26 protein-coding genes are annotated in these 25,443 nt (G+C 61.5%); 11 read left to right on the top strand and 15 right to left on the bottom strand.

The annotated features are described in order from the left end of the window. Positions 1–226: 226 nt before the first annotated feature. The 8 genes from ACN0SO_RS10585 to ACN0SO_RS10550 all read right to left on the bottom strand — a co-directional run bounded on the left by ACN0SO_RS10585 (position 227) and on the right by ACN0SO_RS10550 (position 5,937). The gene (locus ACN0SO_RS10585; RefSeq protein WP_417677350.1) at positions 227–811 is read right to left on the bottom strand and encodes a c-type cytochrome; all 585 of its coding nucleotides are present in this window, start codon (positions 809–811) and stop codon (positions 227–229) included. Further along, positions 811–2,064: a PQQ-dependent sugar dehydrogenase gene (locus ACN0SO_RS10580; protein WP_417677348.1), complete on the bottom strand. Its 1,254-nt coding sequence runs from the start codon at positions 2,062–2,064 to the stop codon at positions 811–813. Before ACN0SO_RS10580 ends, ACN0SO_RS10585 begins: the two co-directional genes overlap by 1 nt. A gap of 116 nt (positions 2,065–2,180) precedes the next feature. Beyond that, positions 2,181–3,752, bottom strand: coding sequence for a GMC family oxidoreductase (locus tag ACN0SO_RS10575; protein WP_417677346.1), 1,572 nt, complete (start codon positions 3,750–3,752; stop codon positions 2,181–2,183). 14 nt (positions 3,753–3,766) lie between these two features. Continuing rightward, positions 3,767–4,291, bottom strand: a complete 525-nt coding sequence (locus ACN0SO_RS10570) for a twin-arginine translocation signal domain-containing protein (RefSeq protein ID WP_417677344.1) — start codon at positions 4,289–4,291, stop codon at positions 3,767–3,769. A gap of 30 nt (positions 4,292–4,321) precedes the next feature. Continuing rightward, positions 4,322–4,717, bottom strand: a complete 396-nt coding sequence (locus ACN0SO_RS10565) for a VOC family protein (RefSeq protein ID WP_417677342.1) — start codon at positions 4,715–4,717, stop codon at positions 4,322–4,324. Positions 4,718–4,807: 90 nt separating this feature from the next. After that, the gene (locus ACN0SO_RS10560; RefSeq protein WP_417677340.1) at positions 4,808–5,158 is read right to left on the bottom strand and encodes a ribbon-helix-helix domain-containing protein; all 351 of its coding nucleotides are present in this window, start codon (positions 5,156–5,158) and stop codon (positions 4,808–4,810) included. Beyond that, positions 5,155–5,316 (bottom strand): hypothetical protein, encoded by a 162-nt coding sequence (locus ACN0SO_RS10555; protein WP_417677338.1) that lies wholly within the window; start codon positions 5,314–5,316, stop codon positions 5,155–5,157. The genes ACN0SO_RS10560 and ACN0SO_RS10555 overlap by 4 nt, the downstream gene beginning before the upstream one ends. 30 nt (positions 5,317–5,346) lie before the next feature. Then, positions 5,347–5,937: a VOC family protein gene (locus tag ACN0SO_RS10550; RefSeq protein ID WP_417677336.1), complete on the bottom strand. Its 591-nt coding sequence runs from the start codon at positions 5,935–5,937 to the stop codon at positions 5,347–5,349. A gap of 311 nt (positions 5,938–6,248) precedes the next feature. On the opposite strand from ACN0SO_RS10550, the gene ACN0SO_RS10545 reads away from it, so the two are divergent. Continuing rightward, a complete protein-coding gene (locus ACN0SO_RS10545; protein WP_417677334.1) occupies positions 6,249–7,163 on the top strand; it encodes a DMT family transporter in 915 nt (304 codons plus the stop codon). A 28-nt stretch (positions 7,164–7,191) separates the two neighbouring features. Here the strand turns inward: ACN0SO_RS10545 and ACN0SO_RS10540 are convergent, their stop codons facing one another. The 5 genes from ACN0SO_RS10540 to ade form a co-directional block, all read right to left on the bottom strand. After that, positions 7,192–7,620 carry a nuclear transport factor 2 family protein gene (locus ACN0SO_RS10540; protein ID WP_417677332.1) on the bottom strand — a complete coding sequence of 143 codons (429 nt, stop codon included), beginning with the start codon at positions 7,618–7,620 and terminating at the stop codon, positions 7,192–7,194. A 35-nt stretch (positions 7,621–7,655) separates the two neighbouring features. Continuing rightward, positions 7,656–8,540, bottom strand: a complete 885-nt coding sequence (locus tag ACN0SO_RS10535; protein ID WP_417677330.1) for a substrate-binding domain-containing protein — start codon at positions 8,538–8,540, stop codon at positions 7,656–7,658. A gap of 80 nt (positions 8,541–8,620) precedes the next feature. Next, positions 8,621–10,282 (bottom strand): long-chain-fatty-acid--CoA ligase, encoded by a 1,662-nt coding sequence (locus tag ACN0SO_RS10530; protein ID WP_417677328.1) that lies wholly within the window; start codon positions 10,280–10,282, stop codon positions 8,621–8,623. A gap of 241 nt (positions 10,283–10,523) precedes the next feature. Then, a complete protein-coding gene (locus ACN0SO_RS10525) occupies positions 10,524–11,681 on the bottom strand; it encodes an AAA family ATPase (protein ID WP_417677326.1) in 1,158 nt (385 codons plus the stop codon). Further along, positions 11,678–13,402, bottom strand: coding sequence for an adenine deaminase (gene ade, locus ACN0SO_RS10520; RefSeq protein WP_417677324.1), 1,725 nt, complete (start codon positions 13,400–13,402; stop codon positions 11,678–11,680). The genes ACN0SO_RS10525 and ade overlap by 4 nt, the downstream gene beginning before the upstream one ends. Between ade and ACN0SO_RS10515 the strand changes: the two genes are divergently transcribed. From ACN0SO_RS10515 to ACN0SO_RS10475, 9 genes are all read left to right on the top strand, one after another. Continuing rightward, positions 13,382–13,654 (top strand): hypothetical protein, encoded by a 273-nt coding sequence (locus ACN0SO_RS10515; protein ID WP_417677322.1) that lies wholly within the window; start codon positions 13,382–13,384, stop codon positions 13,652–13,654. The genes ade and ACN0SO_RS10515 overlap by 21 nt on opposite strands. A gap of 120 nt (positions 13,655–13,774) precedes the next feature. Continuing rightward, complete coding sequence (locus ACN0SO_RS10510; RefSeq protein WP_417677320.1) at positions 13,775–15,049, top strand: ROK family transcriptional regulator; 1,275 nt, start codon at positions 13,775–13,777, stop codon at positions 15,047–15,049. A gap of 100 nt (positions 15,050–15,149) precedes the next feature. Next, positions 15,150–16,166, top strand: a complete 1,017-nt coding sequence (locus tag ACN0SO_RS10505) for a sugar ABC transporter substrate-binding protein (protein ID WP_417677318.1) — start codon at positions 15,150–15,152, stop codon at positions 16,164–16,166. Between the two features lie 114 nt (positions 16,167–16,280). Next, positions 16,281–17,363: an ABC transporter permease gene (locus ACN0SO_RS10500; protein WP_417677316.1), complete on the top strand. Its 1,083-nt coding sequence runs from the start codon at positions 16,281–16,283 to the stop codon at positions 17,361–17,363. Then, positions 17,363–18,136 carry an ATP-binding cassette domain-containing protein gene (locus ACN0SO_RS10495; protein ID WP_417677314.1) on the top strand — a complete coding sequence of 258 codons (774 nt, stop codon included), beginning with the start codon at positions 17,363–17,365 and terminating at the stop codon, positions 18,134–18,136. Before ACN0SO_RS10500 ends, ACN0SO_RS10495 begins: the two co-directional genes overlap by 1 nt. Before the next feature lie 73 nt (positions 18,137–18,209). Further along, on the top strand, positions 18,210–19,154 hold the full coding sequence (locus ACN0SO_RS10490) for a carbohydrate kinase family protein (protein WP_417677312.1): 945 nt from the start codon (positions 18,210–18,212) through the stop codon (positions 19,152–19,154). A 58-nt stretch (positions 19,155–19,212) separates the two neighbouring features. Continuing rightward, positions 19,213–20,685 carry a glucose-6-phosphate dehydrogenase gene (gene zwf / locus ACN0SO_RS10485; protein WP_417677310.1) on the top strand — a complete coding sequence of 491 codons (1,473 nt, stop codon included), beginning with the start codon at positions 19,213–19,215 and terminating at the stop codon, positions 20,683–20,685. 45 nt (positions 20,686–20,730) lie between these two features. Continuing rightward, on the top strand, positions 20,731–22,554 hold the full coding sequence (gene edd / locus ACN0SO_RS10480) for a phosphogluconate dehydratase (RefSeq protein WP_417677308.1): 1,824 nt from the start codon (positions 20,731–20,733) through the stop codon (positions 22,552–22,554). A 42-nt stretch (positions 22,555–22,596) separates the two neighbouring features. After that, entirely contained in the window at positions 22,597–23,235 is a 639-nt protein-coding gene (locus ACN0SO_RS10475; RefSeq protein WP_417677306.1) for a bifunctional 4-hydroxy-2-oxoglutarate aldolase/2-dehydro-3-deoxy-phosphogluconate aldolase, read from the top strand. Positions 23,236–23,245: 10 nt separating this feature from the next. Here the strand turns inward: ACN0SO_RS10475 and ACN0SO_RS10470 are convergent, their stop codons facing one another. Further along, positions 23,246–23,779, bottom strand: coding sequence for a PilZ domain-containing protein (locus tag ACN0SO_RS10470; protein ID WP_417677304.1), 534 nt, complete (start codon positions 23,777–23,779; stop codon positions 23,246–23,248). Between the two features lie 130 nt (positions 23,780–23,909). After that, positions 23,910–24,500, bottom strand: coding sequence for a LysE family translocator (locus ACN0SO_RS10465; RefSeq protein ID WP_417677302.1), 591 nt, complete (start codon positions 24,498–24,500; stop codon positions 23,910–23,912). A gap of 130 nt (positions 24,501–24,630) precedes the next feature. Between ACN0SO_RS10465 and ACN0SO_RS10460 the strand changes: the two genes are divergently transcribed. After that, a complete protein-coding gene (locus tag ACN0SO_RS10460; RefSeq protein WP_417677300.1) occupies positions 24,631–25,422 on the top strand; it encodes a delta-class carbonic anhydrase in 792 nt (263 codons plus the stop codon). Positions 25,423–25,443 lie beyond the last annotated feature (21 nt).

The following is a 25,443-nucleotide window of genomic DNA, read 5'->3' as shown; positions in this document are numbered from 1 at the left end:
CCTGACCCAACGCTCCCGAGACCTGAATGATAAATACATAATCGGGGCGCTTGGGAAGGAGAAAAACACGCCACGAACAGGCACCGATGCCCCTGATTGTTCAACTGGAGCTGACGTATCAAAAAAGAACCCTGGAACACGCACAAAACCTTTCTGTTCCGTGCGTGCGCCAGGGCAGGTTGGGCTGCGGGGGAGCCATCAATTCCTGTGGATCAGATGGGAAAACCTAGTTTGCCTTTTCGATCTTCAACTTGATCCCGGAATACCATTCCGCGAGCGTGCGGATGTCGTCATCGCTGAGGTCCGCGGCGATCCCGGACATGATCTCATGGGTGCGCTTGCCGCTTCGGAAAGCCTTGAGCTGGGTATCGAGATACATCACCGTTTCGCCCGCGAGATTGGGCGCATCCTCCATTGTCGCAATGCCCTCCGCTCCGTGGCAGGCGACACAGGTCTCCGGCGCCTGCGCGTCCGTCTTGCCCGCGGGCAGGGTGGCCGATGCCTTCTGCAACGCATACCAGGCCGCCACATCGGCGATCGTCTGGTCGTCGAGCGACTTTGCAACGACGCTCATCATCTCGTGGGTCCGTGCGCCTGAGCGGAACGCGATCAACTGCCGGGTGATATAGGCGGCCGGCTCGCCGCCGATATTCGGGGCTATCGGGATCTTCGCCAGCCCCTCGATCCCGTGACAGGTCCGGCACATCGTCGCTTTCTTGCGGCCTTCCGCCGGATCGCCGGCCGGCATATCCGCCAAAGCGCTCTGGGCGAGGAAAACCCCGCCCAGAGCCAGTATCACGCTACGCAGCATCAATTGCCCTCGTACCAGATCCGGTAGATGGCACCCGCCAGATCGTCGGACACCAGGATAGACCCGTCACGCAGTTCGGCCACGTCGACCGGACGACCGAGATATTCGCCGTTCTCGTCGATCCAGCCTTCGGCAAAAGGCTCACTGGTCGCGGTCCCGTCTTCGTTGACATAGGACACCATCACACGGGCACCGACAGGCGTCGTCCGGTTCCATGAGCCGTGCTGGGCGGAGAAGATAGCCCCCTGGTATTTGGCCGGGAACATCTTGCCGGTGTAGAACTTCATGCCGAGGTCGGCCGCATGAGCGACCTGCTCGGCTGCCGGGAACACCACATCCGCCGGCGGCTCGTCGTTCTTGTACTCGTTGGTGCGGACATCGCCGCCGCCGTACCACGGGAAGCCGAAGTTCTGCCCGGCCGCAGTCGCATGGTTGAGTTCACCCGGTGGGATATCGTCCCCCATGCCGTCGACCTGGTTATCCGTAAACCAGAGATCGCCGGTGTTCGGATCAAAATCCATACCAACGGAGTTGCGGATGCCGGTCGCGAAGACTTCCCGGCCCGTGCCATCGGTGTTCAGACGGATGATGCCGCCGATGCCCCACTTGTTGTAGAGGTCCAGCTTTTCGGGGGCCGGCACATTGAACGGCTGACCGAGGGCGATGTAGAGCTTGCCGTCCGGCCCGATGTCGCAGACGCGGGCGGTGTGGTTGTAGCTTTCTTCCGCCGGCGGGATCAGCTCGCCCTGCTTGACCACGTTGAAGGCGGCCACGTCCGGGCTTTCATAGAAGAACTCGGCCGCCGGATAGACCAGGACCCGGTTCTGTTCGGCGATATAGAGGAACCCGTCCTTGGAGAAACACGGCCCGTTCGGGATCGCGAACTTCAACGACGGCGCGAAATCCTTGACCTCGTCGGCCACGCGGTCCTTGTTTCGGTCGGTCACGGACCAGACCTTGTCCTTGCGGGTCCCGACGAAGGTCACGATCCCCTGCGGGCCGACCGCCATGTGGCGCGCGTCGGGCACGACCGCATAAAGGCCGATCTTGAATCCGTCCGGCAGCTTGATCCGTTCCAGCGTCTTCTTGATGCCGTCCGCGTATTCACCGGTCTGATCGACGAAGGTGAATTCCGATGTGCCCGTCGTCTGGAAATTCGACAGTTTCTCCAGATTCTCCGGCACCGGCGCCTGGGCCTGTGCCAGTGCCGTTACCGCGAGCAGGCTCGCCGTTCCCAAAAGCAGTCTTTTCATTATTTCCTCCCAAGTTTGCCGCACCTGACGTGCGTTGGGGGCGGCCTTTTCTGGAAAGACCACCCCTGGTTCAAGCAAATGCAATACAGCCGGCTGTCAGATTCAATCACCCTGCCCTAGAGATTGCCCTTGCTCATTTCCCCCGCGATGTGATCGGCCTGCCGGATGGCGAGAGCGACGATCGTCAGCGTGGGATTCTCCGCGGCACCGGTCGTGAACTGGCTGCCGTCAGAAACGAAAAGGTTCGGAATGTCGTGCGTCTGCCCCCATTTGTTGACGACCCCGTCGCGGGCATTCGCCGACATCCGGTTGGTTCCCAGATTGTGCGTCGACGGATAGGGCGGCGTCGGGAACGTTCGGGTGGCCCCGACCGCGTCGTAGATCGCCTGACCTTGGGCGTAGGCATGGTTGCGCATGGCGATGTCGTTCGGGTGATCGTCGAAATGCACGTCCGGAACCGGCAGTCCGTGACTGTCCTTCACGTCGTGGTTCAGCGTGATCCGGTTGGTTTCCTGAGGCATGTCCTCGCCCACGATCCACATCCCGGCCATGTTTTCATAAGAATCGAGCGCGGTCGTGAATTCCCGCCCCCATGCGCCCGGATCCAGGAACGCCGCCATGAACGGCAGACCGAGGGCCAGAGTTTCCAACTCGTAACCGCCGACGAACCCGCGCGACGGATCGAAGCGGGCCTCGTCCTGAATGATGCCGGCCATGGTGGTGCCCCGCCACATGCGCACCGGCTTGTCGAACGCCGCATAGACCGAACCGGTCATGTGGCGCATGTAATTGCGCCCGACCTGGCCGGAGGAATTGGCAAGGCCGTCCGGGAACATGTTCGACGCGGAATTCAGAAGCAGCCGTGGGCTTTCGATGGAATTGCCCGCCACGCAGACAAGGCGCGCCTTCTGCATCTGCTGATTGCCGTCCTTGTCCGCGTAGACGACACCGGTCACCTTGCCGGATGCATCATGCTCGATTTTCAGCACGTGGCAGCGGTCGCGGACTTCCAGGTTGCCGGTCGCCTCACCGCGCGGAATATCCGTATAGGCGGCGGACCATTTCGCGCCCCATTTGCACCCCTGGAAACAGAAGCCGGTCTGCTGGCAGGAAATCCGGTCGTCGTAGTCCTCGCTGTTGATCGCCATCCGGCCGGTATGGACTTCCTTGTAGCCCAGTGCCTTGGCGCCGGCCTCGAAGACCTTGAAGTTGTTGTTGCCGGGAAGCCCGGGTCGCCCGCCGGTGCGGGTCACGCCGAGTTTGGTCTCGGCTTTTTCGTACCAGGGCTCCATTTCGGCAAGATCGATGGGCCAGTCGAGAAGGTTCGCGCCCTGCACGTCCCCGTATGTCGTCTTGGTCTTGAATTCGTGGGGCTGGAAGCGCAGCGACGCACCGGCCCAGTGGATCGTCGTGCCGCCAACGGCCTTGACGATCCAGGCCGGAAGGCCGGAAAAGTCCTTCGCGACGCGCCAGTCCCCGGAGGTCGTTCGCGGATCGGTCCAGGCAAGCTGACCGAAACTGTCCCATTCGTCGTTGATGTAGTCGTCGGGGAGATAACGCCCGCCCGCCTCCAGTGCGACGACCTTCACACCCTTCTGCGCCAGTTCGTTGGACAGAACGCCACCGCCGGCGCCCGTTCCGATGACGACGACGACGCTGTCGTCATTGAGATCAAATGTTGCAGCCATGTTCGCGCCCTCCCTCAGATCCAGTCGATGTCGTTGAAGCCGCGATCGATGTAGCCGCCCTTGGAGTAGCTTTCGCCTTCGTAGCCAAACAGCGGCCAAAGGGCCTTCTGGTTATAGAGACCAGTCACGAGACCGCCCCGGATGGTCTGAAAGAACGGGCTGTCCTCCTGGGCGCGCAGAATGTCCACCCGCTCCCGTTCCCATCCTGCCGCCAGATAGCCGGCATATCCCTTGCCGGCGGCCGCCGCGTTCAGGGCCGCGATACCCGCCTCAATCATCTGGGACTGATCGGCGTTGTCGTAGCCCTTCACGGCGGCCGCATAGAATTGGTCCGCAACGTGATCGTGAGGATAAATGTCCCGTGCCATCTGGATCAGCGCCGCCATGGTATCCGGCTTGATGTATTCGACCTCCATGGCCCAGGCGGCCGTCGACGCAGCGACGAACCCCGTTCCGATGACAAAGGCCCCGCCAATCGCCGCGCTGCGGGCAAGCAGGTCCCTCCGCGTCATCTTGTGACGATCCAGAGCAGTTTTCATGTCTTCCTCCCTCATTCCGCGCGATGGCGGTTACCGGTAGCGGCCGTGCCGCTGCAGCACCTCGATCTGGTATCCGTCCGGGTCCTGGACGAAAAAGAAACGGGCCAGCAACGCACCATCACGTTCAAATTCAACGATTTTGCGGGGAGAAAGGCCTTCGGCTTCGAACCGGGCATGTTCGCTGTCGAGATCCTCGACACAGAAGGCCACGTGCCCATAGCCGTCTCCGAGGTTATAAGGCTCCTCCCGTCCCTTGTTGACGGTGAGCTCTATCTCGAAATCAGCGGAAGAGTTTTTCAGATAGACCAGGGTAAAGCTGTCGAAATCGAGACGCTCGGAGACCTCCAGGCCAAAGGCTTTCCTGTAAAAGTCAACAGAGCGCACTTCTTCGAGCACGCGAAACATCGCATGTATTACTTTAGCCAACTTTTCCTCCCAACAGACCGTCTTTGCGATCCTGAGGGAAGAATGCCCGAATATTTCAAAGGGTGGGTAGTATCAAAGTACTACACGTAATTATTCTGCGGCGATTGTTTCAATCGGCGCCATCGTATGACGGACGCGCACGATACAGGCGCACCGCAAAAGCGATGTGAAGTTCCGCGCTTCGCCATGCAATTCGAGCACTTCCGAATGCAGTTTCGAAACGAACGCCGGCGTACTCAGCCCCTCTGCGGCGGCGATTTCATCGACAATCTGCCAAAAGGACCGCTCCAGTCTGATGCTGGTGCTTTGTCCATTGAGCCTGAGACGGCGCGTTTCCGGTTCATAGTCAGCTGGGTCTTGCCCGGCAAAAATCTGACACATGTTCAGTCCTCCCCGGTATTTCAACACCATCAGCTTCCGCCGCTTGAAGAAAAAACTCAAGCAAAATCAATGCGAGGGACTGTTGTCTCCTGCGAGGCTCCGCGAAAAACACCCTTTTGTTTAGTTGTTTCAACAGATTGCAACCGGCCGAAAAACACATGTTCCTTCAGCGATAAAATCTTCATTTCAATGTGACGCAGCACCTCGGCGACAGACATGAGACTGCCCGTCTGCCGAGACTTCGACCCTCAAACGTTGCCATAGGGGTTCTTGGGCGATCGGTCGTCGGACAGGCTGCGCCGCGTCGAGCGTGTCAGGTTTTCGATCGCGTCGGCAAGATGGATCTCGGCGATATTGTAATCCCCACGCGCGACCCGGATGTTATGCGCCTCGATCATCACCTCCCCGTAGGAGACCCCGAACGGCGGTTCGAAACGATAGGACGCAAGCTCGATCAGAAACCCGAGCGGATCCTCGAAATAAATGGAATCCATAAAGCCGCGATCTTTCGGCCCGCTGTGACGGATCCCGCGTTCGTCGAGCCGCTCCACCGTCTGTTTGAACGTCGCCTGCGAGACCGAGAGCGCCAGGTGATGCACGCATCCGACATCGGTCGGGGTCCTGTGCGGGTCCGGCTTGCGGTCCTCGTTTGTGAAAATGGTGATCAGCCGGCCGTCGCCCGGATCGAAATAGAGATGGCTCTCATTGGCATTGTCGAGATTGGGCTGTTCGAACACGAAGGGCATGCCCAAAAGCCCCTCCCAGAAATCGATCGACGTCTGCCTGTCCGCGCCGACGAGTGTGATGTGATGAACGCCCTGGCTCTGGATTTTTCTCATGGCACGCTCCCTTGCCGATAGCTTCGGTCTTCGTCCTGAATTCACTTCGGCCGACAGATTGTCGTTACAGACATTTCTGCGGCAATTACAAATCCGGACCTATATTCCAAGTCCCGGCCGCATTTGGCCAGCCCCCTTTCCGAACGACTCAAAACGGTTATGATCCGGAGCCATACTCGAACACTCCCGCCCCTCGATGCGCCGCGTCAACAACAAGGACACCAATGATGGACAAGGCGCCAGACAAAGCGCCAGCGGACAGATCCGCCCCCGATTCAGCCGACAGCCCGAGTCGCGGCTCTCGGTTCGGCTTGCCAATCTGGGACGACCTGCCGCCGAACACCATTGGCGCCTTGTGGATATTGCTGGCAGCTTTCCTGTTCACCATCATGGCGACCTTCATCAAGATGGCAGGTGAGAACATGTCGGTGTTCCAGATCCTGGTCATCCGACAGCTGGTAATGGTCGTCATCGTCGCGCCGAAGATCCTGCGGGGTCTGCCGACATCGCTCAAGACCCACCGTCCCGACCTGCAGATCGCGCGCGTGATCTTTGCGACCATCGCAATGCTCTGCGGTTTTACCGCAATCATCAAGCTGCCGCTGGCGGATGCGACCGCGCTCGGCTTTTCGAAAACCTTCTTCATCACGATCTTCGCGATCTTCTTTCTGGGCGAGCAGGTCGGTATCCATCGCTGGGGCGCAACCATCGTGGGCTTCATTGGCGTCTTGCTGATGCTTCGGCCTGAAGGGACCGGTTTCGTCGACCCCTATGCCGCGCTCGCCATCCTGGGCGCGGCCGGCGCCGGGATCGTGATGATCATCCTGCGCATCCTGACGCGAACGGATTCGCCGACAACCATCCTGACCTACCAGGCCCTGCTTGTCGGCCTCTTGATGATCGGGCCAGCCATCTACACCTGGCACACGCCGACCCTTGAGCAATGGGGTATCCTGATCATGGTCGGCGTCGTCGCCTGGGCCTCTCAAATGTGCAACATCAAGGCCTTCCGGTCCGGCGAAGCCACCGCCATCGCCTCGCTCGACTACACGAGGCTTCTCTACGCCGCTGTCATCGGCATCGTCGTTTTCGGGAACTGGCCGAGTGCCGCAACACTCGCGGGCGCCGCGATCATCATCGGCGCCTCGCTTTACACCGTCCGCCGCGAAGCCAAGCGCGGCCGGCAACTGGCCCGCGCCGCCGAAGGACGCGGCTACAACAACTAGCTGGATATTTGTTTCTACGGTCCCCGGCCTAGGGCATATCCGCGATCGAATGCCACCAGATGCGCACTTCTTCTGCACGGCCGTCAGGCGCGAATTCGGCTTTGAGCAAGCCGTCGAGCGTCAGTCGCGGCAGCGGATCGCCGGGCTTGCGGTCCGGCAATCCCGTCCCCGTGGATGCCGCCCAGATCCGGAACAATTCCTCCGAGGCGACCTGATAGCTGACATGCCAATGCGCAATCCCGCCGTTCGGCGTCTCCGCAAGGACTTCGTAGGTCAGGGCAATATCGCGCTGCAACTCGATGCGGGCCCAATAGGCGGCCAGTTCCTCTGCGCCTGTCTGGACCTGGAATGGTGTGTTCCAGTAGCGCCCGCCATCGACGAATAGCGCGGCAAACCCATGCTTGTCCTGGCCTTCCCAGACCCGTTTATATGCCGCCATGAAATCATGGATGCCCATGCCGTCTCCAATGCAGATAGTTTTCCAAAGGCGCGTCAGTAACCGTTGAAGTGCACCTTGCCGAGGTCAGAGATATCGTAGCCGCCAAGCTGCTCGGCTTTGTTCGCGAAAGCCTCTCTCCGCGCGAAGGCCAGCAGTTTCTGGAACGCAGGCTCGAAATACTCCCGCCTCAGGACGACGAGATCGAACCGTTCGGTACACACCGGAACGAAATCCAGCCGGCTCTGGCGCGCGGCACTCTCGAGGCCGAACGCAACATCCGCCTCACCGCCGAAGACCGCCTGTGCCGCCTCCCGCTCGTCACGCACGAGCGGTCCGTCAACGATGCCGGCCTCCAGATTGTTGCCAGCTTCGGAGATCAGTTTCTGCAACAAAACATGGGTTCCAGCCGCCTGCTGCCGTCTTGCCAGACGCTTGCCCGCAAGGTCGGCAACCGTGTTGATCCGTCCCGGATTGCCTGCCGGAACGATGAAGCCCCTGTGGCGCTTCGCCCACTCGATCAGGACGACCGACTTGAAGGCAAACTGGTTCGAGACCGCTTCGATGTTCCAGTTATCGTCTTCCATATCCGGAACATGGACACCGGCGGCCACCCCTTCCCTGCGGGCCAGACGCTCGATGCCGTCGAGCGAGCCGTCGAACAGACTGGCAAGCCCGCAACCGGATTCACGCAAGGCCCATTCGAGAAGCAGATCATGGCTGCCGAGAACGACAGCGGGGCGCTCGTGTCCCTCGTCGGCCGCATCTCCGGCCCGGTCGATCCAGGCAAGCACCGCGTCGCGCGGAAAGAGCAGTTTCCCGGTAGCCCGGCTGTGGGGCACCTCGCCGGCCGCGGCCAGATCGTAAACCTTGCGTTCCTTGACCCGGATCAGGTCGGCAAGCTCCCGGGTGGTCAGATAGGGCGGCAGATCCTGCAACATCTTTTTCGCTCACTGGTTTTTTATAATCGGTAGCGAGAAGCCGCATGGAAAACAACCCATTGGCGACAGACCGCCGCGCATCAGTTCGCGTTATCGGCCCGCTTTGCCATTTCCTCTTCCACGAGTTCCTTTTTCGACAATTTGCCGACCATCGTCTTGGGCAGCTCGGTGCGGAATTCATACTCCCGCGGAAGTTCGATCGCGGAAAGCTGCCCCTTGAGAAACGTCGCCAGTTCATCTTCGCTCAGGTCATATCCGTCCTTGAGCTTGACGAACGCTTTCGGCGACTGGCCCCGATAGGCATCCGGAATACCGATCACGATCACTTCCGCCACCGCCTCGTGCAGATAGATCGCTTCTTCCACGACACGAGGGTAGACGTTGTAGCCGGAGCACAGGATCAGGTCCTTGATCCGGTCGACCAGGTAGATGAACCCCTCCGGATCGATATAGCCGACATCGCCGGTATGCAGAAAACCGTCTGCCTCGATGGTCTCCTCGGTGGCATCCGGGCGCTTCCAGTAGCCTTTCATGACCTGCGGCCCCTGAAGGCAAAGTTCGCCTTTTTCCCCGTCGGGCAGAACCCTGGTGCGGTCCTCGATACTGCAGAACCGCGCCTTCGTTCCAGGCACCAGAGTGCCGATGGATCCGGTCTTGCCCGTCCCGTCGAGCGGGTTGACCGCAGCAACCGGCGAGGTCTCGGTGAGCCCGTAACCCTCAGCCAGAATACACCCGGTCAGCGCCTCGAACCTCTGCTTGACCTCCACCGGCAGCGGCGCTCCGCCGGAAATACACACCCGCACGCTGCTGAGATCGTATTTGGGGGTCAAAGGCGAATTGTTGATTGCGGTGTAGAGCGTCGGCACGCCCGGAAACAGGGTCACCTTCTTGCGGGCGATCACATTCAACAGCGATTTCAGCTCGAACTTCGGCTGCAGCACCATTTCCGCGCCCAGAATGACGGACAGGTTCTGCGCCGCGGTCATGGCAAAGACATGGAAAAAGGGCAGAACGCAAAGCAGCTTCTCCTCGCCCGTTTTCGCCATCTGAAAGACGCAGCGCATCTGCTCCATATTGGCGGACAGATTGCGGTGGGTCAGCATTGCCCCCTTGGGGACCCCGGTCGTGCCGCCGGTATACTGCAGAACGGCGATTGCCGTATCCGGGTCGATTTCGACCGGCTTCGGCCGGTCTGCCCCCTTCATCAGGTCCTCAAACCGGATATGTGTCGGACCGTCCGGAATCTCGGCTACTTCCTTGCGTTTCAGCAGTTTGAAGGCGATGCTCTTGACCGTCGGCAGGCAGGACGACATGGAACAGACGATGATCGTGTCAAGCGCCCCTGCGGCGCGCACCGCCTCGACCGTATCGAAGATCATCTTCAGGTCGAGCGTGACCATGATCTTCACATCCGCGTCCCGGGCCTGGAATTCGATCTCCCGCTTGACGTAGAGCGGGTTGAAATTGACCACCGTGCCGCCGATCTTCAGGATCGCGAAATAAAAAACAGTGTAGTAGGGGGTGTTGGGAAGACACAGGCCCACGTGAACGCCGGGCTTTACTCCGATCGCCTGCAGACCGGCCGCGGTCTTGTCGACCAGCGCGCCCAGTTCCGCATAGCTCCACATACGGCCCAGAAAATCGATCGCCGGCCGGTCTCCGAATTGCCGAACCGTGTCCTCCAGATAGTCGTGTACCGGACGAGGCCTGAACGCGCTCCTCCACTCCTCCACAGTCGTCATTGCCTACTCCAGATCTTTCTTATTCTTACACCCACGGAGCCGCGAAAGACATATGCGAAGGGTCTATGAGCGGCCTCCCTGCCGTTTCCCCCATGCCGGTCCGCTGCTGTCAGCCCCACGAAAGCTGACTTACCCGCCGTGCATTTGAAATGGACACAACCTTCCGTAAACGTCAACTCATGACCGAACGTCAGCGGAGAGGATGTCTACGGAGTTGACGTTCGCCGGGCCGCCCGGCCCTCTATCGCGCCGGCCAGTTCCAGGCAGGCATATCCACCACATCGGTAACCGTTTCGCCCAGTTCCTTGCGCAACTCGTATCGCAGACAGCCGGAAAGGCCGGAGATCGGTTCCACAAGGTCCCGGGCATGGGAGACGAGGATGATCTGGGTCTTTTCCGCAGCCCTGGCAATCAGCCGGGCAAGCGGGTCCAGCAGTTTCGGATGCAGGCTGGTTTCCGGCTCGTTGAGCACCAGCAGTGGCGGCGGGCGCGGCGTCAGCAGCAGGGCGGTCAGAAGCAGGTAGCGCAGCGTCCCGTCGGACAGTTCGCTGGTCCGAAGCGGCCTGAGAAGGCCGCGCTGAAACATCAGCACCTCAAACAGCCCGTCCGTTACCTGGATTTCGATCTCCGAGCCCGGGAAAGCATCGTCAATGGACTCCGCGAGCAACTCCGGATCGCCGATTTCCTGGATGGTGCGCAGGGCCGCCGCCAGATCGCCGCCATCGGCGGACAGGGCCGTCGTCCGGGTTCCCACCCGCGGCATCCGTGCAGGGGCCTCCACATCGGTGCGCAAATGGTCGTAGAACCGCCAGCCGCGCATGCGGTCGCGCATGACGAGCAATTCCAGCGCATTCTGCGGATCTGCCGCATGGGTCATCATGCTGTCGAAGCTTGCCAGGGTCTGCATCACCGGCACCCGGTGTCCGGCCAGGTTCAGAACCCGAACGGACGGCCCGGACCGGGCGGCGATCTCGTTGGAGCGCCGCAGGGCCTCACCGGCCCAGAGCACCTCCGCCTTGATTTCCGGATCGTGATTGAAGAACGACGTGCTGTCGGCAACGGGCAGGCCGAGGTCGATGGCATAGCCATAATCCTCGTCGGCAAACCCGAGTTTCAGGCTGACCACATCCTGGCGGCGGGCGCCCTGTATCGGCACCTCTCCAAGCTTCATGGCCCTTGAAATGGTTTCCGGGCCGGCCCAAAGCGTCGACTGCAACCCGCCTTCCCGCGCCAGCGACGCGATCGCCTGTCCCTGAGCCACATCGCCGAGCAGGCGTATGGCGCGGTAGAGGCTCGACTTGCCGCTGCCGTTCGGACCGGTGATCACCGTGATCCGGTCGAGCGGCAGGACCAGATTACGCAGCGAGCGGTATCCGGAAACGGCAAGGGTCAGGATCATGCCGGCTCTATCAGCTCGAACTTGTCCACGTCGAACATCCCGAAATCGGTGATCTTCAAATGAGGGATGACCGGCAGCGGCAGGAAGGCGACCTGGAGGAAGGGTTCCGGCAACGTGCAGCCGAGATCCTTTGCCGCATGGCGCAGGTCTTCCAGCGCATGGCGCACCGTCTCGAAGGGCTCGAGGCTCATCAGTCCCGCAAGCGGCAGCGCCAGTTCGGCCCGAACGCCCTCATCACCGGCAACGACGAAACCGCCGTGGAGCGCGATGACGCGGTTGACCGCATGGGCCATCGCCTGTTCGCTGGCGCCGACGACGCAGATATTATGGCTGTCATGGCCGACGGAAGACGCGATGGCGCCCGCCTTCATGCCGAACCCCTTGACGAAGCCCTTGCCGATATTGCCGGTCCCCTTGTGCCGCTCGACGACGGCGACCTTCAGGACATCCGCATCGAGATCGATCTGCGCCTGTCCGTTTTCGACCGGCAGCGCATGCTTGAGATGCTCGGTGATGATTCGCCCCGGCACCACGCCGATGACATCGCCCTCGCGGTTCGCAGCCCGGATCTCGAAAGACGACGCCTGCACCGGATCGGCCTTCACACTTGTCAGTCCGACCGGGGCAACGATTTTCCGCCGGTCATACAGCTCGTCCGTTACCGGTCGTCCACCGCTGACGACCGATGCCACCCGGCACTCCTCGAAATCGTCGAGCAGCACCAGGTCAGCCCGCCGGCCCGGCGCAATCAGGCCGCGGTCCTTCAGCCCGAAGGCATTGGCCGCCGACCAGCTTGCCGCCCGGTAGGCATCCAACGGCCGGATACCCTTGGCGATCAGCCGCCGGATCATGCTGTCGAGATGGCCCTCCTCGGCAATATCGAGCGGATTGCGGTCGTCGGTGCACAGTGCGACGAACGCGGACACATCCGGCTGCAGGATCGGGTAAAGCGCTTCCAGGTCCTTGGAGACCGAGCCCTCGCGGATCAGGATGTTCATGCCCTTGGCAAGCTTTTCCAGGGCCTCTTCCGTCGTCGTCGCCTCATGGTCGGTGCGGATACCCGCCGCCAGATAACCGTTGAGCGCAAGCCCCGACAGAAGCGGCGCATGGCCGTCTATATGACCGTCCTGAAAGGCCGCGAGCTTCGCCAGAACCTTCGGGTCGCGCGCCAGCACGCCGGGGAAATTCATGAACTCCGCCAGGCCGATCACCTTCGGATGGTCCTTGAACGGCAACAGGTCCTCGATTTCCAGGCAGGCACCCGAGGTCTCGAAGGCGGTCGCGGGAACGCAGGAGGACAGGTTGACCCTGAGGTCCATGACCGTTTCCAGGGAACTGTCCAGAAAATAACGAATGCCTTCGCTGCCGAGCACATTGGCGATTTCATGCGGATCGCAGATCGCCGTGGTCACCCCGTGCGGCAGCACGCATCGGTCGAACTCGAACGGTGTGACCAGGGAGGATTCCACGTGCAGATGGGTGTCGATGAACCCCGGCACCACGACGCGTCCCTCCGCATCGACCGTTCTGGCCGCTTCGTAGGATCCGAAGGTCCCGACGATGCGGTCGCCGACGACGGCGATATCGCTTTGCGTGAGCGAGCCGTCCAGAACGCTGAAGATCCGGGCATTCTTGATGACGAGATCGGCAGGTTCTTCGCCGGATCCCGCGGCAATCGCCCGTGCCAGGAAATCGCTTGAATGTTCCATATCGGCGGCCATGAGTGTCTCCAGAGAATCGGGAAGCCGCAGCTTCGTTTCGCACCAGTCTATCGGAGGACCCGCCGCGCCGACAACGCCGCCGCGCGCCCTTCGGACCGCTTTGAAGAAAAAGCCTTTCAACCGGTCCAAAACGTCGCCTTCGAGGCAATTCATCTGTCTGAACACTGGATTTCAAGCGAAACCGCCACAAAACCTGACGCAGCGAAAACAATATTTTACAATACCTTATCGCATTGCATTAAAAAGATCTGAAGGAGGACAAGCTTTTTAGATTGACAGAAAACCACCGATTACAAATAGTTAAATCAACAATAATTAATAACACCAAACTGAAATTGACCGCCGGCAGGCGGCGTCCGGGAGGAACAGGCCTTGAACAAGCGCGGTCAAAGCGGGCGCGGATCGAACTCCGCGCAACTGCGCCAGTACAACGAGCGTATCGTTCTGCTGATGCTTCGCCGCGCCGGCAGCGCGTCCAAGGCCGACCTCGCCCGCTCGACGAAACTGACCAATGCGGCTGTCGGCGGCATCATCCAGACCCTGATCGATGACGGACTGATCGCCGAAAGCGGCAAGCGCCATGCCGGCGGCCGCGGTCAACCGGCGACCCTCCTGAAACTCGCCCCGCGCGGCGCCTTCGGCTTCGGCGTACGGATCGACCGCACCAATCTGGAAGTCGTCCTGCTCGATTTCGAGGGCAAGGTCATCGGCCGCCGCGGCCACGACATGATCCTGCCGCCGCCCGCCAAGGCCCTGGAAATCATCCGCAGCGACCTCGACAACCTCAAGTCTCTGCTGAGCGAAGACGAACAGGACCGCATTGCCGGGATCGGCGTTGCCCAGCCCTTCAACCTGGGTGCCTGGCTCCATGAACTCGGCCTGCCGCCGGCCAGTTTCCGAGAGTGGGACGATTTCGACATCACCGAAGCGTTGCAGGACGCCACCGACCTGCCGGTGTTTCACGAGAACGACGGCACGGCGGCGGCAGTCGCGGAGCTCTTCTACGGCCACGGCCGGGAGCACGACAACTTCCTCTATCTCTTCCTCGGCCCGGCAATCGGCGGCGGCCTGATCCTGTCCGGCGACGTCGTGCGTGGCGTCACCGGCAATGCGGGCGACGTCGCCATGATGCCCGTGCCGCCGAGCAGGCTGTCGACGGCGCCGGAGCCGAAGAAGCAATGGGATCTGCTTCTGACCCGCGCCTCGCTGGTGTCGCTTGCACGCCACCTGTCGCCGGAGAATTTTGCGTCGCTCAGCCGCCTGGATCTTCAGGATGCAGTCGAGCACGACGACCCGGCGGTTACCGAATGGATGGCTGACTGCATCGATGCGCTCACGCCGTCGCTCGGCGCCGCCTATGCCCTGCTCGACATGCCGCTCGTCATCATCGACAGCGATCTCGACGGCGCATTCGCCGAGCGGCTGACGAAAGGGCTGGCCGCGGCACTGGCGGACGCCGCGCCCGAAGCCCGCAACACGCCCGATCTGCTGTTCGGCAACTTTCATCAGGACGCAGGCGCGATCGGCGCCGCCAGCCTGCCGATGTTTTTCAACTTCTCGCCGCGCGCGGCGATTTTGACCGGCAACCGGCCCGGAGGATCCGCCGGGGCTGCGATCCGGAACGAAGCGGCCGGTGTCCCGGCCTGATAGATACGGCCCAAAAAATACGGCCATAACAGTTACGGTTCGGGTCAGAACTGGCCAAATCCGAACCGTCAATTCAAGACACGGCCAGGGAGGAAACGAAATGATCCGTAAGCTACTCGCAACAGGCTCCGTCCTCGCGGTCATGGCGGCTGCACCCGCTGCGGCAGCAGACATCTCCGCCTGCCTGATCACCAAGACCGACACCAATCCCTTCTTCGTCAAGATGAAGGAAGGCGCATCGGCCAAGGCCCAGGAACTCGGAATCGACCTGAAGACCTACGCCGGCAAGATCGACGGCGACCATGAAACCCAGGTCGCGGCCATTGAGACCTGCATCGCCGACGGCGCGAAGGGTATCCTTCTGACCGCCTCCGATACCTCCTCGATCGTCTCGTCGGTTCAGCAGGCACGCGACGCGGGCCTGCTGGTGATCGCCCTCGACACGCCGCTCGATCCGGTCGATGCCGCCGACGCCACCTTCGCCACCGACAACTTCAAGGCCGGCGAACTGATCGGCAAATGGGCCGCGGCCGCGCTCGGCGCCGATGCGGCCAATGCCAAGATCGCCATGCTTGACCTCGGCGTAAGCCAGCCGACCGTTGGCGTGCTGCGCGACCAGGGTTTCCTGCAGGGCTTCGGCATCGACCTCGGCGATCCGAACAAGTGGGGCGACGAAACCGATCCGCGCATCGTCGGCAACGACGTGACCGCCGGCAACGAGGAAGGCGGCCGCAAGGCCATGGAAAACCTGCTCGCCAAGGACCCGATGATCAACGTGGTCTACACCATCAACGAACCGGCCGCAGCCGGCGCCTATGAAGCGCTCAAGGCCATCGGCCGTGCAAACGACGTTCTGATCGTTTCCGTCGACGGCGGCTGCCCCGGCGTCGCCAATGTCAAGGACGGCGTGATCGGCGCCACCTCGCAGCAATACCCGCTGCTGATGGCCTCAAAAGGCATCGAAGCCATTGCCGAATACGCCAAGAGCGGCGCCAAGCCTGAGCCGAGCCCGGGCAAGGACTTCTTCGACACCGGCGTCGCGCTCGTGACCGATAAACCGGTCGAAGGCGTACCGTCCATCGACACCGCCGAAGGCACGAAGCTCTGCTGGGGTTGATCGAAACCCGCCGGAAACGGCAAGCTCGTCTTGGGGGCGGCTCAGCCGCCCTCGAGTTCAAAGAGCCCGGAGAGGCTCCAAGAAACGAAGAAAAGTCCGTGGGAGGATAAAGGGATGACTTCGAACAACCAGTCGGCCGCCAATCCGGCGTCCTATGAGGCCGCTGCCGCGGCAGGCCCCCAGCAGGTGGCCGCCTTCGACGACCATCGTCACGGCCTGATGCACAAGGTTCAGCATGCTTTGCATATGACACCGTCGCTGGTGCCGCTGATCGTGCTGCTATTGTCCATGCTCGTCTTCGGCATCCTGCTCGGCTCGAAGTTCTTCTCGCCCTTCGCCCTGACGCTGATCCTGCAGCAGGTGCAGATCGTCGGCATTGTCGCCGCGGCCCAGAGCCTCGTCATCCTGACGGCCGGGATCGATCTTTCCGTTGGCGCGATCATGGTCCTGTCCTCGGTGGTCATGGGGCAATTCGCCTTCCGCTACGGAATACCGGCTCCATTTGCCGTCCTCGCCGGTCTGCTTTGCGGCTCGATCTGCGGCTATATCAACGGCTGGCTCGTCGCCGCGATGAAGCTGCCGCCGTTCATCGTCACCCTCGGCATGTGGCAGATCGTGCTGGCGACCAATTTCCTCTATTCCGCGAACGAAACCATCCGCGCCCAGGAAATCGCCGAACAGGCGCCCCTGCTCCATTTCTTCGGCAACAAGGTCACCGTCGGCGGCGCGATCTTCACCTATGGCGTGATCTTCATGGTGCTGCTGGTCATCGTGCTGGCTTATTGCCTGCGCCACACAGCCTGGGGCCGCCATGTCTATGCCGTCGGCGACGATCCGGAAGCGGCCGCCCTATCAGGCGTTCAGGTCAGGAAGACCCTGATCTCCGTTTACGTGCTGTCCGGCCTGATCTGCGCCTTTGCCGGCTGGGCCCTGATCGGGCGCATCGGCTCCGTGTCGCCGACCTCGGGCCAGCTGGCGAACATCGAATCCATTACCGCGGTCGTGATCGGCGGGATCTCCCTCTTCGGCGGCCGGGGCTCGATCCTCGGAACCCTGTTCGGCGCCCTGATCGTCGGCGTCTTCACCCTCGGCCTGCGTCTGCTCGGTGCCGACGCGCAATGGACCTATCTGCTCATCGGCGTGCTCATCATCGCCGCCGTCGCCGTGGACCAGTGGATCAGAAAGGTGGCAGTCTGATGGAACCTCTTCTCAAAGGCCGCAATCTCGTCAAGCGCTACGGCCGCGTAACCGCCCTCGATCATTGCGATTTCGATCTGATGCCGGGAGAGATCCTTGCCGTGATCGGCGACAACGGTGCCGGCAAGAGCACCCTGATCAAGGCGATTTCCGGCGCGGTCGTTCCCGATGAAGGTGAAATCCACCTGAACGGCAAGCGGATCCAGTTCACGTCACCGATCCAGGCCCGCGAGGCCGGCATCGAAACCGTGTACCAGACGCTTGCCATGTCGCCGGCGCTCTCCATCGCCGACAACATGTTCATGGGCCGCGAGATCCGCAAACCCGGTTTCAGGGGCAAGTGGCTGCGCCAGCTCGACCGCCGGAAAATGGAAGAGCTGGCCCGTGAAAAGCTCTCCGAACTCGGTCTGATGACGATCCAGAACATCAATCAGGCGGTCGAAACCCTGTCCGGCGGCCAGCGCCAGGGTGTCGCCGTCGCACGCGCCGCCGCCTTCGGTTCGAAGGTGGTCATCATGGACGAACCGACCGCGGCACTCGGCGTCAAGGAAAGCCGCCGCGTGCTCGAACTGATCAAGGACGTGAAAGCACGTGGGCTCCCCATCATCCTCATAAGCCATAATATGCCCCACGTCTTTGAGGTGGCCGACCGCATTCACATTCACCGGCTCGGAAAACGCGCGGCTGTCATCAAGCCGCAGGATTTTTCCATGGCGGATGCGGTCGCCATCATGACCGGGGCCATGGATCCCCCTGAAGGGCTTGCGGCATAACCGGTCCGAAAGCCCCCTCCCGGCGGACCGGCATCTTCAAACGAGTGCCGGTCCGCAATTCTGGAAGAACCCGATGATACTGATTTGCGGCGAAGCGCTGTTCGACATGTTCGCCTCCGACCTTGCTGAAGATCCCGTGGCATTCGACGCCTATGTGGGCGGATCGCCCTTCAATGTGGCGATCGGCCTGGCCCGGCTTGGCGAGGACGTCGCCTTTTTCGGCGGCATCTCCAAAGATCTGCTCGGTGAGAAACTGATCGGCCGGCTCAGATCGGAAGGTGTCGAGACCCGCCATGTCTGCCGTCCGGAGGCGCTGACGACCCTCAGCGTTGTACAAAAGGACGCGAACGGCCACCCGGCCTATACCTTCTACGGAGACGGCGCCGCCGACCGCATGGTCACGGTTGCCGACCTTCCCGAAGGAATCCCCGATCTTTCCATCCTGCACATCGGCTCCTATTCGGCCCTCGTCGAACCGGTCGCGTCGGCCCTGAAGACGCTGATAGACCAGCAAAAGGCGAATTGCCTGATCGCCTTCGACCCGAACATCCGCCCGACGGTCGTCGCCGACCTTTGCCGCTGGCGGGAAAACACGGAAGACATTGCCGCCCTGGCCGACATCATCAAGGTCAGCGACGAGGACCTGGCCCTGATCTACCCGGATCGCGCGCCCGCCGACATCGCCCGGCACTGGCTCGATTTGGGCGCAACGCTGGTCATCGTTACCGCCGGCGCAAAGGGCGCGGAAGCCTTCACCGGGGATCTTCATGTCGAAGTCTCCGGCCGGACCGTAACCGTCATCGACACCGTCGGAGCGGGCGACACCTTCCAGGCCGCCCTGCTGTCAGGACTGGTTTCGCGTGATATCACCGGCCGGGAGGCCCTTGAGGGTCTTGACCATGCTGCACTGCATGAGATTGTCTTGAAGGCGGTCAACGCTTCCGCGCTGACCTGCACCAGACAGGGCGCGGACCTGCCCTCGCGGGACGACGTCCTCCGGTTTGAAAACAGTTGCTGACAAGAAAATTAAATCGATTTAAAACGCAGTCGAAAATATCAGGATTGGGGTTCTTTTCATGGTGGCACGTTTCCTGGAAGTCGACGATTTCGACCTCGTGGTCTTCGGGGCCTCGGGCGATCTTGCCCACCGCAAACTGATCCCCGCCCTTTACCACCGCGATTGCGACGGCCAGATGCCGGAGAATGCGCGCATCGTCTGCAGCGCCCGCCGCGACTATTCCCACGAAGACTACCGCGAATGGGCCAGCCTGGCGCTGAAGGAACACGTGTCCGAGATCGACGAGGCCCATCTCGACCGCTTCCTGAACCGCATCTACTACGTGAAGATCGACATCGGCAGCGGCGTGGGTTTCGACGAGCTGAAGAAGATCCTGAACGAGCGGCCCGACGTGATCCGCGCCTTTTATCTCGCGGTTGGCCCGGATCTGTTCGGCACCATCTGCGAAAAGATCGGCAAGGCCGGGCTCGTCACCGACCAGACACGGGTCGTGATCGAAAAGCCGATCGGCAAGGACGGCGCCTCCGCCAAGATCCTGAACGATACCGTCGGCGCCGTCTTCGACGAACATCAGATCTTCCGTATCGACCATTACCTGGGCAAGGAAACGGTGCAGAACCTGATGGCGCTGCGATTTGCCAACGCCCTGTTCGAACCGCTTTGGAACGCCGCTCACATCGACCATGTCCAGATCACCGTCGCCGAATCCCTCGGTGTCGGCGGACGCGCCGGCTATTACGATACCGCCGGCGCCCTGCGCGACATGGTCCAGAACCATATTCTCCAGTTGCTCTGCCTCGTGGCCATGGAGCCGCCGGAATCCATGGATGCCGACAGCGTCCGTGACGAGAAGCTGAAAGTCCTCAAGGCCCTCGCCCCGATCAGCGAACAGAATATGGACAAGGTCACGGTCCGCGGCCAGTACCGCGCGGGCGCCTCCGCAGGCGGCGCCGTGCCGGGATATCTGGAGGAACTCGGCAATGAGACCAGCACCACCGAAACCTTCGTCGCGCTGAAGGCGGAAATCGCCAACTGGCGCTGGGCTGGCGTTCCGTTCTATCTGCGCACCGGAAAGCGGCTTGCCCAGCGCGTGTCGGAGATCGTCGTCCAGTTCCGGCCGATCCCCCATTCGATCTTCGATGAGGAAGCGGGTACCATATCCGCCAACCGGCTGATCATCCGCCTGCAACCGGACGAAGGCGTCCAGATGAAGGTCATGATCAAGGACCCGGGTCCAGGCGGCATGCGTCTGCGCCAGGTTCCCCTGGACATGAGCTTTGCGGAAGCTTTCAAGATACGCAATCCGGATGCCTATGAACGACTGATCATGGACGTGATCCGCGGCAACCAGACCCTTTTCATGCGCCGCGACGAAGTGGATGCAGCCTGGGGCTGGGTCGATCCGATCCTGGAGGCCTGGGCAAATTCCAAGGACAAGCCGCGCGGCTACACCGCCGGCACCTGGGGTCCGTCGGCCTCCATCGCCCTGGTGGAACGGGACGGCCGCACCTGGGCCGAAGACGGACTTTGAGCTGTCCGGTCCAAATCTTTTGAACACGCGATCGAGGAACCAGCCATGACGACCATCCAAGCCCGCGTCGGCGAAGTCACCGAACGCATCGTTAAACGCAGCCATGACGGCCGGTCCCGCTACCTGGACCGGATCCGTGCCGCAGCCGACAAGGGACCGCACCGCTCCCGCCTGTCCTGCGGCAATCTTGCCCACGGTTTTGCGGCCTGCGGTGTTTCCGACAAGCAGGCGCTTTCCGGCGATGTGGTGCCGAACCTCGGCATCATCACCGCCTATAACGACATGCTGTCGGCCCATCAGCCTTACGAGCACTTTCCCGACCTGATCCGACAGGCAGCCCATGAAGTGGGCGCGGTCGCCCAGGTCGCCGGCGGCGTGCCGGCCATGTGCGACGGCGTTACCCAGGGCCAGGACGGCATGGAACTGTCCCTGTTTTCCCGCGACGTGATCGCCATGGCCGCCGCCGTCGGCCTGTCGCACCAGATGTTCGACGCCGCGGTTTTCTTGGGCATCTGCGACAAGATCGTGCCGGGGCTGGTGATTTCCGCCCTCTCCTTCGGCCATCTGCCGGTGGTCTTCATTCCCGCCGGCCCGATGACGACCGGCATTTCCAACGACGAAAAGGCAAAGATCCGTCAGCTCTATGCCGAAGGCAAGGTCGGTCGGGACGCCCTTCTTGAATCGGAGTCCAAGGCCTACCACGGCCCGGGCACCTGTACCTTCTACGGCACCGCCAATTCCAACCAGATGCTGATGGAAATCATGGGGCTGCACATGCCCGGCGCCTCCTTCGTCAATCCGGGCACCCCCTTGCGCGACGCCCTGACCCGCGAAGCCGCGAAACGGGCGCTGGCCATCACGGCACTCGGCAACGAGTTCACGCCCGTCGGCGAAGTGATCGACGAGAAGGCCATCGTGAATGGTGTGGTCGGCCTCCATGCCACCGGCGGCTCCACCAACCACACCATGCATCTTGTCGCCATGGCAGCGACCGCCGGCATCCGGCTGACCTGGGACGACATTTCCGACCTTTCCGACGTGGTCCCGCTTCTCGCCCGCGTCTATCCGAACGGCAAGTCGGACGTGAACCATTTCCAGGCCGCCGGCGGCCTGGGATTCCTGATCCGGGAACTGCTTTCCGACGGCTACCTGCACCAGGACGTCAAAACGGTCCATGGCACGGATCTTTCCGGCTACACGGTCGAAGCCAAACTCGACGCCGACGGCACCGTCCGGCGCGAGCCGGTGCCCGAAACCTCCGGCGATGAAACCGTTCTGGCACCGCTGGACAAGGCGTTCCAGCCGACCGGCGGCCTGAAGATGCTGACCGGCAACATCGGCAAGGCGGTAATCAAGATTTCCGCCGTCGCCAAGGAGCGTCACGTGATCGAGGCGCCTGCCCGCGTGTTCCATTCCCAGGAGGACTTCCTGGCCGCCTTTTCCCGCAAGGAATTCAACGGCGATATCGCCGCAGTGGTCCGCTTTATGGGGCCGAAGGCTTGCGGCATGCCGGAACTGCACAAGCTTACCCCTTCCCTCGGCATCCTGCAGGACCGCGGCCACAAGGTGGCGCTCATCACCGACGGACGCATGTCGGGCGCTTCCGGCAAGGTGCCGGCGGCGATCCATGTGACGCCGGAAGCCGCCGACGGCGGCGCGATCGCAAAGGTCCGCGACGGCGACATGATCCGCATCAACGCCGTAACGGGCGCCCTGGAAGTTCTGGTCGACGCGGCGGAATTCGCCGCGCGCGAACCGGCAACCCAGGACCTGAGTGCCCATCAGGCCGGTGTCGGCCGCGACCTCTTCGCCGCCTTCCGCGCCAATGTCGGAACAGCGGATGCGGGCGCACATGTGTTTGGCGCCTAAAAACAGACGATAGCTGAACAGCCCTTTGAGGAGATCCGATTAATGTCCCAGAACACCGAACGACTGGATGCCATCATGAGCGCGGCTCCGGTCATTCCGGTCCTGATCATCGAAGACCCGAAAAGAGCGGTCCCTATGGCAAAGGCACTGGTGCAAGGCGGACTGAAAGTCCTGGAAATCACGCTCAGGACCGCGCACGCGCTTGAAGCCATCGACGCCATCCGGGAACATGTCGGCGATGCGATCGTCGGCGCGGGCACGGTGCTCAACGCAGGCCAGTATGCCGATGTGGTTGCCGCCGGATCCCAGTTCGTCGTGTCGCCCGGAGCGACCGACGCCCTGGTCGATGCCGCGGCACACTACGACGTGCCGTTGTTACCGGGGGCGGCGACGGCCTCGGAAGTGATGCGTCTGATGGAACGTGGATACAGCCGGCTGAAATTCTTCCCTGCCGAACAGGCTGGTGGCGCTGCCTATCTGAAATCCCTGTCCTCGCCGTTGAGCGCGATAAAATTCTGCCCGACCGGCGGCATCACGCCGGAAAAGGCGAAGACCTATCTTGACCTGCCGAATGTCATCTGTGTCGGCGGGTCCTGGGTCGCGACGGCCGAAATGATCAAGGCCGAGCAGTGGGATGAAATCGAACGGCTGGCGCGCGCGGCGGCGGCACTCGGCAAGTAATCGAACCGGCCTAACCGGCTACTTCCACGGTTTCCCATACGAGGCGCAGGCCTGCAGAATTGTCGTTGCGCCAGACGAACTCGCCCGCGACCGGCTTGTCGAACTTCTTGATGGTGAGCATGACTTCATCGGGCAGGGATTTAAGCCCCTTTGCGCTCACCCGGCAGCCGTTCTGGCCTGCGTCCACGATCGTTCCGGAAATTTCGGTAATGCCTTCCTTGTCGGCGATCTTGACCGGAATGGACACCTTGTTGCGCCGCTCGCGGCGCTTGTCCTGAACCGTGCCGGTATCCGCGCGCGGAAAGACGACCGCCGCCTCATTGCCCTTGACCGCGGTCACCTGGGCCTTGGTCAGCTTGCCCGTGTTGCCGACGCGGATCCCGATATTCTTGCGCAGTTCGTTCACATCGTCGGCAATGAGCTTGCAGCCCCATTCGCTCACATTCGAAACTATGGCCTTGATGCAGGCAAGATTGTCGAAGTCGATCACAAGGACTTCTTCCGTGACATCTTCCTGATCCTGAAGGTGCGCCAGGGCGTGCATTACTCGTCTCCGAAATCTACCGAAATTGAAACTATCAAAAAACGGTTGCCGATCACTTAAGGGAAACCGGTTTTTACACGGTTACCTCCTTCAATATTCAGCAGTTTTGACAATTCAGCAGCGTGCCGGCCTACATCTGGGCATAGGCTGCGAGTGCAACGACGGCGAGCATCGACAGGGCCATCAGCACATTGATGGCGAAATGCGCCCTCTCGCTCAGATCCAGTCGATGGAGATAAATCCCCGCCCCCAGCCAGATCAGATGCACCGGCACCCAGATCGCATTGATCGCCAGGAATTTCAGGACCGTTTCCGTCGCGAGACTGTCGGGATAGAAATTGAACCCGGAAAAGAACGTCGTATTGACCGCATAGGCCTTGGGATTGATCGCCTGGAGCGCCAGGCCGCCTATGATACCCGGCGCCCGCTCGGAATGAATAAAGGCAATCCGCGTTCCGGACAGGGCAATCTTGAGCGCGAGATAAAAGAGATAGGCGGCCGAGGCGTAGAACAGGATATCCCTGACAATCGGAACGGAAAAGATGACGGCAGCCAGGCCGCTGACCACGGCAAAGGCGACCATATTCGTGCCGATGAAAAGCCCGGCGACATAACGCAGACCCGCCCGGGCGCCGAACCCGGAGCCGACACCCGCAGTCGACAGCACGCCGGGGCCCGGCGTGATCAGCAGAAAAAAAACGGCTCCAAGAAAGATCAGCATGACGGGATCGGGAAAACGTGCGGTTGAAGGGGTGGTTCGATTCTATTTACTGATATCCCAAGGATAAAGGGACCAATCGGATATAACAGTGTTAACTTGCCGAACGAAAATTCGATTTGGAGCATTTTTCATGAGACCGTTGACGAAGCAGACACTTGCGCTCGCAGTCACCTGCAGCCTTTTCGCCACCGCCGCGACCGCGGAAACCCTTTGCACCAGTTTTGGACCGCAAACGCCACGCGACATATCGAGCAAGGCCGGAACGAATCCCCGGACCTTCACGCTTGCGCCCGACGCTTCGAAAATGAACCTGTGCGATATTCACACCCACACCAATGCCGAACACAAGGGCCCCGGTTTTTCGGTCTTTGTCGGCGATGGCAAAGATGGCGGTTTCCAGTGCAACGAAACCGATCAACTCACAGAAGCGGAACTCAAGGACCCGGGCGAACTCGCCTATCACGGCGTGAAGCCGGGCGACACGATCGAGGTACACTGGGTCTACACGTCCTGTGAAGCCGGCCCCGGACCGGGGCTCGGGTCTTGCCTGACCGACAGCTGCGCCAATCCGCAATTGCGCGTGGAAGCCCAGGTCTTTCTGGTCGTGAACGATCCCGATGCCCTCGACTTCACGGACTTTGCCTACATGGGCAACAAGGTGGATGGCCTGTATCAGGCCAAGGCGCTCCCGACGGGAACCGGCGAGCCGGTGCGCTTTGCCGGCTCGACCACCGGACCGAGCTACACCCAGGAAGTCTGCTCGCCGCTTCAGGTGACATGGAGCGTCCGGCCGCAATGCGCGAAACTGGATATCAACTCACTGAACAAGTGGGCTGCAAACGGCAACATCTTCAAGGAAGATCATTCTCATGGCGTTCGCCAGCTCGTAACGGCACCGGAGCTCCTGGCGCCGATCGACTAGGTTCGGGCATCTTCCATATTT

It is taken from the genome of Roseibium sp. (assembly GCF_048260565.1).
Taxonomy (GTDB): Bacteria; Pseudomonadota; Alphaproteobacteria; order Rhizobiales; family Stappiaceae; genus Roseibium.
Note: the sequence above shows the minus strand (reverse complement) of the source record. Positions and strands in the feature narration are given on the sequence as shown.